The sequence below is a fragment of the Streptomyces sp. NPDC005752 genome, assembly GCF_040630715.1.
GTDB lineage: Bacteria > Actinomycetota > Actinomycetes > Streptomycetales > Streptomycetaceae > Streptomyces.
In genome coordinates this window covers 32,366-49,474 of record NZ_JBEXYB010000022.1, presented here as the reverse complement: position 1 = coordinate 49,474, position 17,109 = coordinate 32,366, and the positions used below count along the sequence as shown (strand labels likewise).

At 71.4% G+C, this 17,109-nt stretch carries 16 protein-coding genes and 1 pseudogene; 10 read left to right on the top strand and 7 right to left on the bottom strand.

Annotated features, from left to right (window positions below; all coding sequences use genetic code 11):
- Positions 1-6: 6 nt before the first annotated feature.
- The 4 genes from ABZ441_RS19560 to ABZ441_RS19545 form a co-directional block, all read right to left on the bottom strand.
- The gene (locus ABZ441_RS19560; protein WP_358975437.1) at positions 7-414 is read right to left on the bottom strand and encodes an STAS domain-containing protein; all 408 of its coding nucleotides are present in this window, start codon (positions 412-414) and stop codon (positions 7-9) included.
- On the bottom strand, positions 411-1,511 hold the full coding sequence (locus ABZ441_RS19555; protein ID WP_358975434.1) for a B12-binding domain-containing protein: 1,101 nt from the start codon (positions 1,509-1,511) through the stop codon (positions 411-413). Before ABZ441_RS19555 ends, ABZ441_RS19560 begins: the two co-directional genes overlap by 4 nt.
- On the bottom strand, positions 1,508-3,187 hold the full coding sequence (locus tag ABZ441_RS19550; RefSeq protein ID WP_358975432.1) for a PP2C family protein-serine/threonine phosphatase: 1,680 nt from the start codon (positions 3,185-3,187) through the stop codon (positions 1,508-1,510). Before ABZ441_RS19550 ends, ABZ441_RS19555 begins: the two co-directional genes overlap by 4 nt.
- A gap of 227 nt (positions 3,188-3,414) precedes the next feature.
- On the bottom strand, positions 3,415-4,596 hold the full coding sequence (locus ABZ441_RS19545) for a PP2C family protein-serine/threonine phosphatase (protein WP_358975429.1): 1,182 nt from the start codon (positions 4,594-4,596) through the stop codon (positions 3,415-3,417).
- 94 nt (positions 4,597-4,690) lie between these two features.
- Between ABZ441_RS19545 and ABZ441_RS19540 the strand changes: the two genes are divergently transcribed.
- The 4 genes and pseudogenes from ABZ441_RS19540 to ABZ441_RS19525 all read left to right on the top strand — a co-directional run bounded on the left by ABZ441_RS19540 (position 4,691) and on the right by ABZ441_RS19525 (position 6,580).
- Positions 4,691-5,188, top strand: coding sequence for a MarR family transcriptional regulator (locus ABZ441_RS19540; protein ID WP_358975426.1), 498 nt, complete (start codon positions 4,691-4,693; stop codon positions 5,186-5,188).
- 160 nt (positions 5,189-5,348) lie between these two features.
- Complete coding sequence (locus ABZ441_RS19535) at positions 5,349-5,657, top strand: hypothetical protein (protein ID WP_358975423.1); 309 nt, start codon at positions 5,349-5,351, stop codon at positions 5,655-5,657.
- Positions 5,658-5,666: 9 nt separating this feature from the next.
- Positions 5,667-5,798: pseudogene (locus ABZ441_RS19530) on the top strand (AraC family transcriptional regulator); the annotation flags it as partial.
- 32 nt (positions 5,799-5,830) lie between these two features.
- A complete protein-coding gene (locus tag ABZ441_RS19525; RefSeq protein ID WP_358975421.1) occupies positions 5,831-6,580 on the top strand; it encodes a Mut7-C RNAse domain-containing protein in 750 nt (249 codons plus the stop codon).
- A 30-nt stretch (positions 6,581-6,610) separates the two neighbouring features.
- Here ABZ441_RS19525 and ABZ441_RS19520 read toward each other — a convergent pair whose 3' ends face one another.
- Positions 6,611-7,111: a hypothetical protein gene (locus ABZ441_RS19520; protein ID WP_358975418.1), complete on the bottom strand. Its 501-nt coding sequence runs from the start codon at positions 7,109-7,111 to the stop codon at positions 6,611-6,613.
- Positions 7,112-7,215: 104 nt separating this feature from the next.
- Between ABZ441_RS19520 and ABZ441_RS19515 the strand changes: the two genes are divergently transcribed.
- From ABZ441_RS19515 to ABZ441_RS19505, 3 genes are all read left to right on the top strand, one after another.
- Positions 7,216-7,551 carry a YnfA family protein gene (locus tag ABZ441_RS19515; RefSeq protein ID WP_358975415.1) on the top strand — a complete coding sequence of 112 codons (336 nt, stop codon included), beginning with the start codon at positions 7,216-7,218 and terminating at the stop codon, positions 7,549-7,551.
- Positions 7,552-7,614: 63 nt separating this feature from the next.
- Positions 7,615-8,373, top strand: a complete 759-nt coding sequence (locus ABZ441_RS19510) for an SDR family NAD(P)-dependent oxidoreductase (protein ID WP_358975413.1) — start codon at positions 7,615-7,617, stop codon at positions 8,371-8,373.
- A 224-nt stretch (positions 8,374-8,597) separates the two neighbouring features.
- A complete protein-coding gene (locus ABZ441_RS19505; RefSeq protein WP_358975410.1) occupies positions 8,598-10,226 on the top strand; it encodes an alpha/beta hydrolase in 1,629 nt (542 codons plus the stop codon).
- Positions 10,227-10,316: 90 nt separating this feature from the next.
- On the opposite strand, the gene ABZ441_RS19500 is transcribed toward ABZ441_RS19505, so the two are convergent.
- Positions 10,317-11,510: an RtcB family protein gene (locus ABZ441_RS19500; RefSeq protein WP_358975407.1), complete on the bottom strand. Its 1,194-nt coding sequence runs from the start codon at positions 11,508-11,510 to the stop codon at positions 10,317-10,319.
- A 171-nt stretch (positions 11,511-11,681) separates the two neighbouring features.
- Between ABZ441_RS19500 and ABZ441_RS19495 the strand changes: the two genes are divergently transcribed.
- From ABZ441_RS19495 to ABZ441_RS19485, 3 genes are all read left to right on the top strand, one after another.
- Positions 11,682-12,539: a DUF3558 domain-containing protein gene (locus ABZ441_RS19495; RefSeq protein WP_358975404.1), complete on the top strand. Its 858-nt coding sequence runs from the start codon at positions 11,682-11,684 to the stop codon at positions 12,537-12,539.
- Between the two features lie 228 nt (positions 12,540-12,767).
- On the top strand, positions 12,768-13,607 hold the full coding sequence (locus ABZ441_RS19490; RefSeq protein ID WP_358975401.1) for a DUF3558 domain-containing protein: 840 nt from the start codon (positions 12,768-12,770) through the stop codon (positions 13,605-13,607).
- A 182-nt stretch (positions 13,608-13,789) separates the two neighbouring features.
- A complete protein-coding gene (locus tag ABZ441_RS19485) occupies positions 13,790-15,148 on the top strand; it encodes a DUF2637 domain-containing protein (RefSeq protein ID WP_358975399.1) in 1,359 nt (452 codons plus the stop codon).
- A gap of 65 nt (positions 15,149-15,213) precedes the next feature.
- Here the strand turns inward: ABZ441_RS19485 and lysS are convergent, their stop codons facing one another.
- The gene (gene lysS / locus ABZ441_RS19480) at positions 15,214-16,980 is read right to left on the bottom strand and encodes a lysine--tRNA ligase (RefSeq protein ID WP_358975396.1); all 1,767 of its coding nucleotides are present in this window, start codon (positions 16,978-16,980) and stop codon (positions 15,214-15,216) included.
- Between the last annotated feature and the right edge of the window lie 129 nt (positions 16,981-17,109).

Genomic DNA, 17,109 nt, shown 5'->3' with positions numbered 1-17,109 from the left:
GAACGGTCAGCCCGAGGGCGTGCGGGGCGGAACCCCGTACATCGTCCCCTCGTCCGCCTGCGCCTGCTCGGGCTGTTCGTCCGCCCCGCTCGTCTCGAAGAGGTGGCGGGTGCCCGTGACCGCGAGGATCCGTTCGAGGAACGGCGGCGGAGAGTCCAGGTGGAGACGTACGCCGCGCGCGGCGGTGCTCCGGTGGATCAGAAGCAGCGTGGAGACACCCATGGAATCGCACATCCGCAGCTCGGTGCAGTCCAGGTGCAGGGCGTCCGGACCGTGCGCCTCGAGACAGGCGTCCGCCCGCGCGGCGAGCTCACCGCTGGTGTCGTAGTCCAGGTCACCACCGATACGAAGATGTACGGTGCCCGGTCCGGTCTCGACGGTCACCGTGAAGAGCGGGTGGGGCAGAGTCGTCATGCGGAGGCTCCGGAGGTGTGACCGGCCGACGCCAGGGTGGCGTCCAGCGCGAGACGGGCGTGATCGAGCAGCCGGACGCTGCGGGGGAAGTCCTGGAGTTCGGCTGCGAGAACGTCCAGGACGGGGAGCAGGGAGACGGCCGGGACGTCACGAGCGGTGAGGATGCCCGCCGTCCAGTCCAGGAACGTCGGGAGCAGCGCGTCGTCGTCCGTGTAGAGGCCGACCGCGAGGTGGTCCACGACGTGGGCGATGTCCTCGGCCGTGTGCTCCCGCTGCTGAGGGGTGTAGGCGCTCATCGCCGGGAAGCGCTTCTCCAGCTGGGTCAGGACCTCACGGACGAGCAGTCCCTGGCTGCGTGCCACGTAGGTGTACTCCTGGTCGGCCAGGTGGGGCAGGTCGTCCACCTGCGTACGGCCGATGGCCAGATCCGGGGCGGGGATGCCGTCCGCCAGCTGCCGGACCGCGGTGCGCGCGTCGGGGGCCCAGGCGTTGGCACCCAGCAGGCGCGCGTAGCGCCCGTCCGGTCCGAAGGCCGCTCCGCCCACCAGGACGGGAACGCCCACGGCCTGGCAGGCGGTGATCGCCGCGTGCGCGGTGGGCAGCCGGGTGGGCAGGGACGAGGAGAGCGCGACGGTCTCCGCACCGCTGGTGTGGAGGTGCGCGATGAGGTGCGTGGTGGGGACCTGGGCGCCGAGGAAGTCGACACGCCAGCCGCGCAGCGTGAGGACCTCCGCGAGCAGACGGGCCGGCAGCACGTGCCACTCCTTGTCCACACAGGCCACGGTGATCCTGCCCAGCCCCGGCTCCCGCCGGGTGGACGGGTGGTGGGCGAGGGCCGCGATGACACGCTCGGCTATCGCGCTGGCGGCGTGCTCCTGCGCGACGGTGAGGCGGTTGGCCGCCCACTCGGTGCCCACCTTCGCCTGGACCGGCGCGATGACGTCCAGCAGGGCGGTCTCGGCGTCCATCCCGCCGTCCAGCGCGGAGAAGACGACTCCTGCGGCGCCGTGTTCGTCCCGGTCGCTCACGGCGGCCCACAGCTGATCGCGCAGCGTCCGGAAGTCGTCCGTACCCGTGATGATGACAGGCGTGTTCATGCGGTGTACCTGCCCCGCGTGTGCCCGTTCACCGCACTCAGGTGCGTGGTGCGCGGGGCCGTGATCGCCACGAGGGCCATGTCGTCGTGCCTGCCCTCGCGCAGCCACTGGGACGCGAGCATCTGGATCCGTTCCACCACTGCCGCGCCGGGAAGGCCCGCGCACCCGGCCAGCGCCCGTGCTAGGCGTTCCTCGCCGAAGAGTTCGTTGCCCATGGGGCCTCCCCGGGCCTCGGTGACCCCGTCGGTGTACAGCAGGCAGGTCTCGCCCGGCTGCAGATGGACCTCCACGGTGCACGCGTCGACGTGCGGGAGGGCCCCGACCAGGGTGCCGTGCGTGGCGACCTCCTCGACCCGGCCGTCGTTGCGCACCACCAGGGGGGCCGGGTGGCCCGCCGAGGTGAGACTCAGCCGCACCTGGCTCTCCGTACGCAGGACGGAGGCGAGCACCAGCGTGGCGAAGCGGGTGTGATGCGAGTTCAGGAGCGCTCCGTTGAGGAGCTGCAGCATCTTCCGGTGGTCCTCCGCCATCGGCGTCAGCGCCTGGAGCGTGTTGCGGATCTTTCCGGTGAGTACGGCGGCGTCCAGGCCCTTGCCGCAGACGTCGCCCAGGACCACCAGGGACGGCTCCGCATCGGTGCCGCCCGGATGGACGTCGTAGAAGTCACCGCCCACCCGTTCCCTGGCTCCGGCCGGCTGGTAGCCGCCGGCGAACTCGACGCCGTTCACCCGGTGGAGTTCGGGGGGCAGGAGGTCCCGCATCAGCGTCCGGGTGATGTCGCTCTGCTCCGCGTACAGCCGCGCGGCGGAGAGCGCGGCCCCGGCACGGGCCGCGAACTGCCGGGCGAAGAGCTCCTCGCTGTCGCTGAACTCCGCCCGCCCGTTGCTGCGCAGCAGGATCAGGGCACCCGCGGGCACCCCGTGTCCGGGCAGCGGGGTGACGGCGACCGATGCGATCGGTCCGGTGAAACCCTCGGGAAGCATCCAGTCGGGCAGGGTGACGGGGTCGATCCACCGCGAGGGCACGGGAGGGAAGCCCTGGAGTGCCTCGCTCAGTCCCGGCACGAGGGACGGGTCGGCCGCGATCAGGGACTGGGTGGCCTCCTGGCCCGCCACCGCGTGCGCGACGGGCGTCGTGCGTCCGGAGGCCGGCGCGACGACGACCGCCGCGTCGGCGAGGTACCGGGCGGCGAGCCGCGCGGTCGCCAGCATGCACCGCTCGGTGTTCAGCGAGGCCATCAGCACGTTGGACGCCTCGGCGAGGAACGACGCACGCTCGCGCTCCGTGGTGAGGGCCGCTTCCGCGAGCCGCTGGTCGGTGTCGTCGACCAGCCACCACACGACGTGCCCGTCCGGGCCCCACGAAGGGTGGGCCTCGAAACTGTGGTCCCCGATGTGGCCGCGTGCGGAGGGGAGTACACCCACCCCGCCCGGGCTGTTCAGGAGCGCGCCTGCGACGAGGATGTCGGCATGCGCCTCCGCCAGCCAGGAAGGTGCCACATCCGGCATGCCCGCTCCCGGCACCACACCGTCCATCAGGAACGCGGCCGCCGCGTTCACCTCGACGACCGTGCCGGAGCCGTCGGCGACGACCACGGGGTAGGGGGCGGCGACCCACACGCCGCCGGCGGGCTGCTCATGAATGACCGTGGCTGTACTTTCCTTCGGAGGAGCCATGAGGGGGGGCCCGCCTGGGGCGAGCCGCACCACCTTCCAACTGGACGAAAATTACTTTCCCTCCGGCAACCATCACCCAGAGGGACTCCGAATAGCAACCTGCCCTCCGGGGGGCCCTTCACCCGCAGGGTCCTGACCGGCCGCCACCCACACGGCCGCTTCGGTACCTTCACCGCGCCTGCACGATTCCGGCCTCCGGTGCCGCTGACGGGGCCCCCGCGACCCGCTCAGCCCCCGGCGGGCCGGCCCTGCCAGTCCAGACACAGGACCAGCGCGTCGTCCATGGACGGCCCCGGACCGCGATGGCCGAGCAGCTTCTCCAGCACCGCCCGCGGCACCTGGGTCGCGGGCAGCAGACGGGTCTCGGTGATGGCCCTGAGGAGTGCGTGCAGGCTGTACTTCTCGCCTGCGGGCGACAAGGCGTCGTACACGCCGTCGCTGACGAAGAACAGGCGGTCCCCGGGCTCGACGGTGAAGTGCTGCGGCGTGTAGACCGTGTCCTCGAACATCCCCAGCGGCATCTGCGCCTCCAGCTCGACCGCCTCGACCTCTCCGCCGCGCAGCCGCCAGATGCGCGGCGATCCCGCGTCGATGATCTCCACGTTTCCGGTGGGGAGGTGGAACCGGAGCAACAGCGTGGCCAGGTAGCTGCCGCCCTGGTACTGGCCGTAGATGGCCTGATCGGCCAGGTATGCCTGGTCCGCCAGACTCAGACCGGCACGGCGCGCGTTGCGCAGGGCGTTGACCGCGAGGTTCGTCAGCAGCGCGGCCTCGATGCCCTCCCCCATCCCGTTGTTGACGGTCAGGGTCAGGTCGTCGGCGGACGCCGACCAGTCGAAGTTGTCCCCATGGACGGCGTAGGCGGGTTCCAGCTGGGCGCCGATGCTGTACTCGGGCCGGGCGCACGACCGGCCCGGCAGCAGCTGCCACTGCATCTCGGCCGCGAGGGTCAGGCGTTCGGCCCGCCTAGCCCGCAGGAACAGATCGGTGTCCCGTTCCGCGACGACCAGCTCGTGCGCCAGCGCGTCCGCGCAGGTGCCGAGGTCCTCCACCAGAGCATCGTCGGGACCGCTCCCACCGTTGGGAAGTGTGACGCTCAGCACTCCGTGCCGGTCGCCGCGGACACTGACCGGTACGTACACGGTTACAGTGGATGCACCGGGGTTGCGCACAATGTGCGGCTCCTGAGCACCGAAGGCCCGGCCCGGATCACTGCCGTGGACCGGAACCGGCCTACGGGTGTGAGGAAGGACACCGACGGGCTGGAGCATGGTCATCGCGTAGTCGGCGACCAGTAGTTCCACTCGCGAAGCGCCGTAACGGCTCCTGATCAGGCCGTGCAGCGCGTCGAAGACCTGGTGCGGGGCAGCCTCGCGGAGTACACGCTCGATGCCGTTGGGTCTGTCCACCTGTACCGGTCCTTCTTTCTTTGACATATTTTCTTTGTCCGACTGTTCACATCGGCCGGCCGGAACGGGCAAATGCCCCACACGGGAGTGTCACATGAGCGAGGAGCCAATACCGCTCGACCGGTATGCCCCGGGCGAGGCACCCGAGGTCAGGAGGGTTCTCGAACTTCTCGAGATCGCCTGGGAACGAGGGCGTCACACACTGGCGCCCGCGCCCGTCTCCGCTGCACAGCTCCGAGTGATGTACCTCATCGAACGCGAGCCGGGAATCAATCTTCGGACACTCGGGCGCCATCTGGACGCGGCGGCCCCCTCGGTCAGCCGTTTGTGTGACCGCCTGCAGGCGGCCGGATTCGTCGGCAGGACCCCTCGCCCCGATGACCGCCGCGAGATGCTGCTGGAACTCACGGAAGCCGGCGCGGCGCACTTGCGCGACGTACGCCGCCGCCGCGAGCAGGCCCTGTACCAGGCGATGAAGCGTATGACCCCCGCCGCGCGGGAGGCCCTCTCCACCGGGCTGTCGGCCTTCTCGGAAGCGGCCGAGGAAGCGCTCCTGCCGGAGGTGTCGCCGCAGCGGCGGGAGACCGTCTGAGTGACGGGGCAGCAGGTGGCGGCGGGGCTCGACCGCCCCGGCGAAGTCACGCGCCCGGCACCGCGTGAAAGCCGGGGGCGCCCCTCGGACGGAGAGCGCCCTCCGGCCGCACGGCGAGGCCGGCGGACGCGAGAAGGACAACTTCCGAGAGGCCCCCTGCGTGGATGATCTGTTGCTGGCCCTGACCGTCCCGGCCGTGGTCGCCGCCGGCGGGCTGTACGCCGTCTACGACGCGCGTCGGCAGCGTCGGCGGCCGCCCCTGCCCTACACCCACCGGGCGGCCCGTCTCGCGGCGGCCGACGCGACGGCCCGGGCCGAGGCCGTCGTCGACAGCGCGTACGCCGGCCTCGGCGGTCTCTACGCCGACCCGGCCGCCCCCGGGGCCGGGAGCACCCCGGCCGTCAGTGGCCGGCCGGGCGCCGGCCGGGAGCGCGGCCCGTCACGGCCGGCACCGGCTCGAAAGCGGTAGCTCCGGGCGCGCGCCGGCACGGGCCCGGAGCCCGACCGGGCGGAGCTCGCCGCCCCTCTCGGTCACAGCGACCAGGACCGTCTCGTCAGGGACGTCACGGCCGCGGCCGGTGTCCCCCCGGCCGCCTTCGCCCAGCGCTGACACACGCGCCCGCGCAATGGCATCCTGACCGGGTGAACGGACCCGAGATCACCCTCGAAGTAGCCCCCGAACTGCGGCTCTTCGTCGCCCACGACCGCCGCCACGGCCGCACCGCCGTCACCACGGACGGGTCGTCGACCCTCGGACACGTCGTGGAGTCCCTCGGTGTCCCGCTGACCGAGGCCGGTCAGCTCCTGGTCGACGGACGCCCCGTGCCCGTGTCCCACATCCCCGGCGCGGGCGAACTGGTCGAGGTGCGTGCGGTGCGGCGCCCGCAGCAGGTTCCGGGCGCGCCGCTGCGCTTCCTGCTCGACGTCCACCTCGGCACACTCGCCAGGCGGTTGCGGCTCCTGGGCGTGGACGCCGCCTACGAGAGCGAGGACATCGGCGATCCGGCACTCGCCGCCCTCTCCGCGGAGCAGCGGCGCGTCCTTCTCTCCCGGGACCGTGGGCTGCTCCGGCGCAGGGAGATCTGGGCGGGGGCGTACGTCTACAGCGACCGTCCCGAGGAGCAGCTCCGTGACGTCCTGGGACGGTTCACCCCCGTACTGGCTCCGTGGACCCGGTGCACGGCCTGCAACGGGGAGCTCGCGGCCGCGGACAAGGACTCCGTGAGCGCCGGCCTGGAGCAGGGCACGCAGGCGTCGTACGACGTGTTCGCGCAGTGCGCCGACTGTGGGCGGGTGTACTGGCGGGGTGCCCACCACGCCCGCCTCGAAGCCGTCGTGACCGACGCCGTACGCGAGTTCGGCGGGGCGGGGGACCAGGCGCCGACCCCCTGAGACCAGGAGCGCCCGGCCGGGGCCGCGGACTCAGAAGACGTACGGGTCGCCCGTGGCGAGGGCCAGTACCTCCTGCGTGTCGTTCTTCCGGTTCCGGTCGCTCGCTCCGCCGTTCCACACGGTGTCCACCCGCACGGCGACCTCGGTGGGCCGGCCCGTGAAGCGCAGGCCGAGGGCGGTGCGACGGGCCGGCCCGTCGACCCGCAGCGGCCCGGTCGCACACAGCACCGTCCGGCTGCCGCCGCGCAGACAGCCCTGGGGCAACCGCTGCCAGGCCGCGAGCGGTACCGAGAAGCGCAGCCGCACCGTCACGTCGGCGAGCGGCGACGGCCCCCGGTTACCGGTCCGCAACTGGATCCCGATCCGCTCCTCCCCGAGGGAGACACGGCCGTGGTGGGACACGTCCGCCTCCGGAGCGATCACCCGCGGTGCCGGCTCGGCCACGGCGGACAGCCCCGGGCCCAGGACCACGGCTGCCACCGTCGCCGCCACGGCGGGCACCTTCAGCACTGCTCTACGCGTCAGTCGCATGCGGCGAAGGTACCGATATCTCACTAATCGCCCCTGTATGAGGCCCGGTTCGTCGCGCGCGCCCACCCGCACGGCTCACCGCTCCCGCGTGACACGCTGGTCCCATGCTCGTGGCCCGTTCCATCGCCCTCTTCGTCGTAGCCGCGCTCTTCGAGATCGGAGGCGCCTGGCTCGTCTGGCAGGGCGTGCGCGAGCACCGCGGCTGGGTCTGGGTCGGCGCGGGCGTCATCGCGCTCGGCGCGTACGGATTCGTGGCCACGCTCCAGCCGGACGGTGACTTCGGGCGCATCCTCGCCGCGTACGGCGGAGTGTTCGTCGCCGGTTCGATCGCCTGGGGCATGGTCGCCGACGGCTACCGCCCGGACCGCTGGGACGTGACCGGCGCACTGATCTGCCTGGCCGGCATGGCGTTGATCATGTACGCCCCCCGCAACCACTGAGTGGCCGCGAAGGACGCACGCCTATCCTGGGCCCCGTACCGATCAGCTGTCCGAGGAGTTCGCATGGCCGCCACCCCCATCGCCGTCATCACCGGCGCGAGCAGCGGCATCGGCGCCGCGACCGCCAGGCAGCTGGCCGCCGCCGGATACCGCGTAGTGCTCACCGCACGCCGCAAGGACCGCATCGAGACACTCGCCGCCGAAATCACCGCAGCGGGCCACCAGGCGACGGCGTACGCCCTGGACGTCACCGACCGCGCCGCGGTCGACGAGTTCGCCACCGCGTTCCGCTCCCTCGCCGTCCTGGTCAACAACGCCGGCGGCGCACTGGGCGCCGACCCCGTCGCCACGGGCGATCCGGCGGACTGGCGCCAGATGTACGAGACCAACGTCATCGGCACCCTCAACGTCACCCAGGCCCTGCTCCCCTCCCTCACGGCGAGCGGGGACGGCACCGTCGTGATCCTCTCCTCGACGGCCGGCCTCTCCACGTACGAGGGCGGCGGTGGCTACGTCGCCGCCAAGCACGGCGAGCACGTGCTGGCGGAGACCCTCCGCCTGGAGATCGTCGGCACCCCGGTCCGCGTGATCGAGGTCGCTCCCGGCATGGTCAAGACCGAGGAGTTCGCCACCACCCGCTTCCGCGGCGACACCGAGAAGGCCGCCAAGGTCTACGCCGGCGTCGACGCCCCGCTCTCCGCCGACGACGTGGCCGACACGATCACCTGGGCCGTCACGCGCCCGAGCCACGTCAACATCGACCTCCTGGTGGTACGACCCCGCGCCCAGGCCTCCAACTCGAAGGTCCACCGAACCCCCTGAGGGACGACGGCTGACGATGCGGGCGAGCCCCGGACCCCCGCCGAGGGGTCCGGGGCTCGCCCGCGTCAGGACCACCCCGGTGCCGCACGGGGCCGATCGGCCATTCGGCTGCGGTCGCCTCGCGCGCGGGGCCGGACCGTTGTGTCGTGGACACGAATGCGTGCCGGGATTCAGGTCGTCGGCGGTCCCGGGCGCTCAGCCACAGCAGGAGAGAGAGCCCGGCCATGCCTCGAAACCCCCGACACGGACACATAGCCACCCGGCGTCGTCACGCCGCAGCCCTCGCCGCGGCGATGGCCTGCTCGACGGTACTGACCGGGCAGGGCCCCGTCGCCGCCGACGGTGCGCCCACCCCCTCCGTACCCGCCCCGCACCTGGACTGGAGTCCCTGCGTCCAGAACAGCCCCTTCGACTGCGCCACCGCGAAGGTGCCACTGGACTACGGCAACCCCGGTGGCCGCTCCGTCGAGCTGGCCGTCGTCCGGCACGAAGCGACCGGCCCGGGCCGACGCATCGGCACCCTGTTCTTCAACCCCGGCGGCCCCGGCGGCCCCGGGACGGTCCAGATGCCGCAGAACTACGAGTTCTTCCCGCGCGAGCTGCGGGAACGGTTCGACATCGTCAGCTGGGACCCCCGCGGCATCGGCAACAGCACCGCGGTGAACTGCTTCACCGGCCCCGAGCAGGCCGCCGACTGGACCGCGGGCAAAGCGGCGGGCTTCCCGGTGGGCGAGAAGGAGCGGGCGGCCTTCGCAGCCGCGTACAAGGATCTGGTCCAGCGCTGCGAACAGAAGGACCCCGAGCTCCTGCGCCACGTGTCGACCGCCGACACCGCCCGAGACCTCGACGGGCTCCGCCGGGCGGTGGGAGAGCCGCAGCTCAACTACTACGGGATCTCCTACGGCACGATCCTGGGCGCCACCTACGCCAACCTCTTCCCCGCCAAGGTCCGGGCCATGACGCTGGACAGCAACATCGCTCCGTCGGCCTGGACGAACAACGCCTCCGAGGACGCCCGGCTCACGACCTTCCTGCGGGTGGGCTCGGACCGCAGCGCGGCGGCGACCCTGGACAGGTTCCTCGACCTGTGCGGTTCCACCGGCGAAGCCCGCTGCGCCTTCTCCGCCGGCAGCGCGAAGGCAACCCGGGACAAGTTCGACCAGCTGACGCAGCGGCTCCGGAAGGAGCCCGTAGGCACGTGGACCTACGCCGGCACCGTCGCCGACGTGGTGAACAGCCTCTACCTCGTCAGCGGCTGGGCCGGCCTCGCCGAGCGGCTGGAGGCACTGTGGCAGGGCCGCACACCGGAGCCGGCCCCCTTCCCGCCCCCACCGCCGGTCCGGGGCCCGAATCCGTATCTCGGCGAGGAGCAGGCCGCCGCGGTGCTCTGCGGCGACAGCCCCAATCCGCGCGATCCCGGGGCCTACCACGCCCTGGAGGAGGCCGCCGCGGCCCGCGCGGGTGACACCGGACGCTTCTGGACCTGGGCTGCCGCCGGCTGCGCCACCTGGCCGGCCTCCCCCGACCGCTACGACGGCCCCTGGAACAGGCGGACCGCGAACCCCGTCCTCGTGGTCGGCACCGCGTACGACCCCTCGACGGCCTACCCGAACTCGCAGGCCATGGTGAAGGAGCTGGCCGACGCCCGGCTGCTCACCAACGAGGGTTACGGGCACACCGCGCTGCTCAATCCCAGCAGCTGCGTCCAGGACCACGAGAGCCGCTACTTCGTCGACGGCGTCCTTCCGCCGGTCGGAACGACATGCAGGCAGGACACGCCGCCCTTCCCGGCCCCGGAGCCGCGCGGCGGCGTAGCCACCGGAGGCGGCGGGATGGCCGGCCTCCTCCCCTGAGACCGCGCCGCGCCTTCTGCTCACACGGTGACGGGCCCCGGACCGCAGTCGGTCCGGGGCCTGTCCTGTGTCCGGGTGCGGTGCCGGGCCTCAGCCCTTCACACACACGACCTGCTTGAGCTTCGCGACGACCTCGACCAAGTCCCGCTGCTGCTCCATGACCTGCTCGATCGGCTTGTACGCGGCCGGGATCTCGTCCAGGACGCCTGAGTCCTTGCGGCACTCCACGCCCCGTGTCTGCTCCTCCAGGTCGCGCGTCGTGAACGTCCGCTTGGCCGCGTTCCTGCTCATCCGCCGGCCGGCGCCGTGCGAGGCGGAGTTGAAGGACTTCGCGTTCCCGAGGCCCTTCACGATGTACGAGCCGGTCCCCATGGAGCCGGGAATGATCCCGAACTCCCCCGAGCCCGCCCGGATCGCGCCCTTCCGGGTGACCAGCAGGTCCAACCCGTCGTACCGCTCCTCCGACACGTAGTTGTGGTGGCAGGAGATGACCGGCTCGAACGTGACCCTGGCCTTCTTGAACTCCCTCTGGACCACGTCCTTGAAGAGGCCCATCATGATCGCGCGGTTGTACTTCGCGTACTCCTGCGCCCAGAAGAGATCGTTGCGGTACGCCGCCATCTGCGGGGTGTCGGCGACGAAGACCGCCAGGTCACGGTCGATGAGGCCCTGGTTGTGCGGAAGCTTCTGGGCCTGCCCGATGTGGAAGTCGGCCAGCTCCTTGCCGATGTTCCGGGAGCCGGAGTGCAGCATCAGCCACACCGTTCCCGCCTCGTCGAGACAGAACTCGATGAAGTGGTTCCCGCTTCCGAGCGTTCCCATCTGCTTGGTGGCACGCTCCTGGCGGAACTTGACGGCGTCGGCGACCCCGTCGAACCGTGCCCAGAAGTCGTCCCAGCCGCTGGTCGGGAAGCCGTGGAGCTTTCCGGGGTCGACCGTCTCGCCGTGCATCCCCCGGCCCACCGGAATCGCCTGCTCGATCTTCGACCGGAGCCGCGAGAGGTCCCCCGGCAGGTCGTTGGCCGTCAGCGAGGTCCTCACCGCCGACATCCCGCAGCCGATGTCCACGCCCACCGCGGCGGGGCAGACCGCGCCGTGCATCGCGATCACCGAGCCGACGGTCGCGCCCTTGCCGTAGTGGACGTCCGGCATCACGGCGAGGCCCTTGATCCAGGGCAGTGTGGACACGTTCCGCAGCTGCTGCATCGCGCCGTCCTCGACCGACGCCGGATCCGCCCACATACGGATGGGAACCTTCGTACCCGGTACCTCTACATACGACATAACCCCTCGATTCCCCCGAAAAGACTGAAAGCGCAAAACTGGTGCCTAGATCGGCATACAGGTCGGCCGACCGGCATTCACAGCGGCGCGTGCGATACACATTGTGTCCATCGGCCGCCATCGAGCGGCAACCCGTTTTCGTACCGAAGGGAGCCTGGGACCGTGCGACACATGGCGTACGTACCCGGCGTCGCGCTTCTCGTGGCGCTCGTCGCCGGCTGCAGCGCCGGCTCCGACGCAGCCGACTCCGACGCCGACAGGAAGCCCGGCAGCCCGACGGTCTCGGCCGCGCCTCCCGGAAAGTACCGGACGCTGCCCGAATCCTGCCGTGCCGTACCGCGTTCCACGCTCAAGGACCTGCTGCCGGGCGCCGCCGAACTGCCCGAGGCGCAGCAGGAGAAGGTGTACGAGGGCACGGCCACCGCCACCTACGACACCGACCGCAAGGTCGGCTGCCGCTGGAAGTCGGACGCCCAGGACGCCTCCCGGAACCTGTCCATCGACTTCGAGCGCGTCGTGTCGTACGACCCCTCGGTGAGCGACGACGACCGGGCCCGGGATGTGTACGCGAAGAAGGAGGAGGCCGCCGACCTCCCCACTGCGGCCGGTGTCACGCCCAGTGAGACCCCCAGCGGCTCGGCCTCCGCGTCGCCCGGAGGCAAGACCTCCGGCGCGTCCGCCTCCCCGAGCGGCACCCCCTCCACAAAGTCCTCCGCGGACCAGTCCGGCAGCGACGACGCGGCGGAGGGCGCGTCGGGCGGCACCACCGACGCCGACCCCGACCTCGATCTGCGGCCGCGGCTCCTCGACGAGCTCGGCGACGCCGCGTTCCTGGACGATGCACTCGCCCGTGCGGGCTCCACCGCGCAGCGCCGCACCGTGAGCGTGGTATTCCGCACATCGAACGTCATCGTGACCGTCCTGTACACCGAGCAGCCGGCCCGCGTCACCGAGGTCCCCGACAGCAGGGAACTGCAGGAGAAGGCGCAGGCCCTGGCCCGGAAGCTGGCCGAGACGATCTCCGAGTAGCCGGTCCGGACGGTCCCGGCCGTGGCCCCGGCCACACCTCCGGGGCCCCGGCCGGAGGCGGCATCCGGTCGCCGTCCGACGTACCGTGGCCCCCGGCCGACGAACCGCGCGGCCTGCCGGGCGGCGAACGGACGACGCACCGCCCGACCGCCGCACCACCCGGCAGCCCGACCCACCGCCCGACCGCCCGCACGACCGAGACCGCCGTGCCGTTTGAGTGAAGGAACCATGCACCGATCAGCCCCGCGACTGTCCCGCATACTCGCCTGCGCCGCCGTTCCGGTGATGCTCGTCGTCGCCGGCTGCTCGTCGGACTCCGGCGACGCGAAGAGCTCGGGCGCCTCGGCCTCCCCGAGCGCGAAGAAGTCCGAGCCGACCGTCGAGGCCGCGAAGTTCTCCTCGCTGCCCGACGCCTGCGAGTCGATCGGCAAGAAGACGATCGAGGACCTGGTTCCGAAGACCAAGAACAAGGGCGGCACCCCCGGCAAGTCCAGTGACACGATGAGCCGTGGTGGCTGCTCGTGGAACGGCCTGGACGACAACGGCGTCAAGGGCTCGCAGTACCGCTGGCTCGACGTCGGCTTCACCCGCTTCAAGTCGGACCAGTCCCTGGGCAGTGGTGCCGAGCGCGCGACGGCCGAGTACACGAAGCAGGTCGCCAAGGCGCAGGCCACCGAGGGCGCCAAGAAGGTGTCGGCCGAGCCCGCCACCGGTCCCGGCGAGCAGGCCACCTCCGTCACGTACGGCCTCAAGAAGTCCGACGAGGACTTCGAGTACGCGACGATCGTGGCCCGCACGGAGAACGTCGTCGTCACCCTCACCTACAACGGGGCCGGGTTCGCAGGCGCCAAGTCCCCCTCTGCGGCCGACATCCTCAAGGGTGCCAAGAAGGCCGCCGAGGAAGCCGTCTCCGCGGTCGGCGGCCAGAAGAAGTCCTCGGCGTCGCCCTCGGCCGAGGCGTCGTCCTCCTCCTCGAAGGCGTCCGACAAGTCGTCCTCGAAGCCGTCGGACAAGTCGTCCTCGAAGGCGTCGGGCAAGTCGTCCTCGAAGGCCGGCGACAAGTCGTGATCCGGGCCCGGCAGGAGTAGCAACTCCCCTGCCCGAAGGTGCGTTGCCGAAGCCCGGTGCTCCCACGAGTACCGGGCTTCGGCCCCTCCCCACGCGACGGGCCCGGCCGGGCATGTGCCAGGCTGTGCCCGCGCCGGATGCCGAAGTGGAGCCGGTTCGTCGAAGTCGGGAGGGGATCGCGGGTGGCCGCAATGCAGCTGACACGCACACACCGCGTACTCATCGGGGTCGTCGTCGCCGGGGCCGTGCTCATCGCCGCGATCGGCTTCGCGGGCTCGTACGCCGCCGTGCGCGAACTCGCGGAGGAGAAGGGCTTCGGCCAGTTCTCCATCGTCTTCCCGATCGGCATCGACGCGGGCATCTGCGTCCTGCTCGCGCTGGACCTGCTGCTGACGTGGATGCGCATCCCGTTCCCGCTGCTGCGTCAGACCGCCTGGCTGCTGACCGCGGCGACGATCGCCTTCAACGGCGCCGCCGCCTGGCCCGACCCGCTGGGCACCGGCATGCACGCGGTGATCCCCATCCTGTTCGTCGTCGCCGTCGAGGCCGCACGGCACGCGGTCGGCCGGATCGCGGACATCACCGCCGACAAGCACATGGAGGGCGTCCGCCTCACCCGCTGGCTGCTCTCCCCCGTCCCCACGTTCAAGCTCTGGCGCCGGATGAAGCTGTGGGAGCTGCGCAGTTACGAGCAGGTCATCAAGCTCGAGCAGGACCGGCTGATCTACCAGGCCCGCCTCCAGGCCCGTTTCGGACGCAACTGGCGCCGCAAGGCGCCCATCGAGTCGATGATGCCGCTGCGTCTGGCCAAGTACGGCGTCCCGCTCGCCGAGACCGCCCCGGCCGGCCTGGCCGCCGCGGGCATCGAGCCGGCTCTGCTGCCGCCGGCCCCGGCCGCCGTGGAGACCGCGCAGCACCCCGAACTCCCCTACGTCCCCGAGTCGCAGAGCGAGCCGGAGCACGGCCCCCGGCAGGACCGGGGCCACCGGTACGAGCAGGACGAGTACGACCAGCAGGACCGGTTCGTCCAGCAGGACGAGTTCGAGCAGCAGTACCCGCCCGAGGGCCCCGGCTCGCACAACAGCCCGTGGTTCGCGGCGCCCAAGGACGAGGTGTACGAAGGCGGGTACGACCCCGCGTACGACGAGGGCACGGAATCCAGCCCCGTGATGATCCCCTCGGGCCCGGGCCGGACCCGCCCGCTCGGCAACGTGGGCACGATCGGCGCCTTCCCGCACCCCCGCTCGGCCGAACCGGAATCCGTGGAACCGCCGCAGCAGCAGCCGGACCGGAACGGCGCCCAGGACGCGGACCCGGCCGAATGGGCCCAGACCGAGATCGAGTTCGGCGAGATCGCGTACGACGTGTTCACGGCGTACACGCACCAGCACCAGGACTACCCGAGCGCCGAGGTGCTCGACATCCACCTCTCGGACGGCCACAACGTCCGCCACCCGCACAGCGCCGCGCTGCTCCGCAAGCTGCTGCCCGGCTTCAAGCAGCGCTTCGACAACGAGATGGCCGCCGACCACATCGCCTAGGGGCGACGGCGGACATGAGGACGGGCGGGCCGCTGAGCGGCCCGCCCGTCCTCATGTCCGTGGTACTACGCGCCGAGCAGCGTCCGCACCCGGTCCGCCCCGACCGCGAGCAGCAGCGTGGGCAGGCGGGGGCCGGTGTCCCGGCTCACCAGCAGCCGGTACAGCAGGGCGAAGAACGACCTCTGGGCCACCTTGAGTTCGGGCGTCGGCTTGGCATCCGGCGCCAGGCCCTCCAGCACCTTCGGCACGCCGTAGACGAGCGTGGTCAGGCCGTCCAGCGACCAGTGCGAGTCGAGCCCTTCCAGCAGCAGCCGCAGCGACTCGCGGCCCTGCTCGTCCAGGGAGCCGAGAAGCTCCTTGTCCGGCTCGTCACGGACGATGGTGCGGGCCTCGGCCGGCACCTGGGTGGTGATCCAGCTCTCGGCGCGGTCGAGCCGGGGCCGTGCCTCGTCGAGCGAGGTCAGCGGGCTCGAAGGGTCGAGCTCGCTGAGGATGCGCAGCGTCTGCTCCTCGGCGCCCGCCGTGATGTCGGCGACCGACGCGAGCGTGCGGTACGGCAGCGGACGGGGAGTGCTGGGCAGCTCACCGGCGGCCGTGCCGACGGCCCGCGCGTAGGCGGCGGCGTCGGCGGGCAGCACCGAGCCGTCTGCGACCTTGCGGGCCAGCGAGTCCCACTCGTCGTACAGCCGCTGGATCTCCTGGTCGAAGGCGATCTTGAAGGACTGGTTGGGCCTGCGGCGCGCGTACAGCCAGCGCAGCAGCGGCGCCTCCATGATCTTCAGGGCGTCGGCCGGGGTCGGCACGCCGCCCTTGCTGGAGGACATCTTGGCCATGCCGGAGATCCCGACGAACGCGTACATCGGTCCGATCGGCTGGACACCGTCGAAGATCTCGCGCACGATCTGGCCGCCGACGACGAAGGAGGAGCCCGGCGAGGAGTGGTCCACGCCGCTGGGCTCGAAGATCACGCCCTCGTAGGCCCAGCGCATCGGCCAGTCGACCTTCCAGACCAGCTTGCCGCGGTTGAACTCGTTGAGCCGGACCGTCTCGGCGAAACCGCAGGCCGAGCAGGTGTAGTTCAGCTCGGTCGAGTCGTCGTCGTAGGACGTGACGACGGTGAGGTCCTTCTCGCAGTTGCCGCAGTAGGGCTTGTACGGGAAGTAGCCGGCGGAGCCGGAGCTGCCGTCGTCCTCGTCCGCCGCGCCCGATCCCTCGGCCGCTTCCAGCTCGGCCTCGTCGACCTTCTTCTGCTGCGGCTTCTTGCCGCCGGAGCCCTTGGCGCCCGCCGCGCCGTCCTTCTTGGTGCGGTAGCGGTCCAGGACGGCGTCGATGTCGGCGCGGTGCCTCATCGCGTGCAGGACCTGCTCGCGGTACGTGCCCGCGAGGTACTGCTCGGTCTGGCTGATCCCGTCGTACTCGACACCCAGCTCGTCCAGCGCCTCGGTCATCGCGGCCTTGAAGTGCTCGGCCCAGTTCGGGTACGCCGACCCGGCCGGGGCGGGCACGGACGTCAGCGGCTTGCCGATGTGGGCATGCCAGGAGTCGTCGACGCCCTCCACACCGTTCGGCACCTTGCGGTAGCGGTCGTAGTCGTCCCAGGAGATCAGGTGGCGCACGGTGTGACCGCGGCGGCGGATCTCGTCGGCGACGAGGTGCGGGGTCATGACCTCACGGAGGTTGCCCAGGTGGATCGGGCCCGAAGGGGAGAGCCCGGACGCGACGACGACCGGTTTGCCAGGCGCACGTCGCTCCGATTCGGCGATGACATCGTCCGCGAAGCGGGAGACCCAGTCGGTCTCGGTGCTGCTCTGACTCGAAGCCACGGTCGGCACGTCCTTCTCTCGTGTAGGACTCGTAGGGGCGTCCCCCAGCAGGGGCACCCCCATTCTCCCAGGTACCACCCGCAGCGCGAAAACGGCTTTACTCCCCGTGGGATACTGGGGTGATCCCTTGTCCTCTAC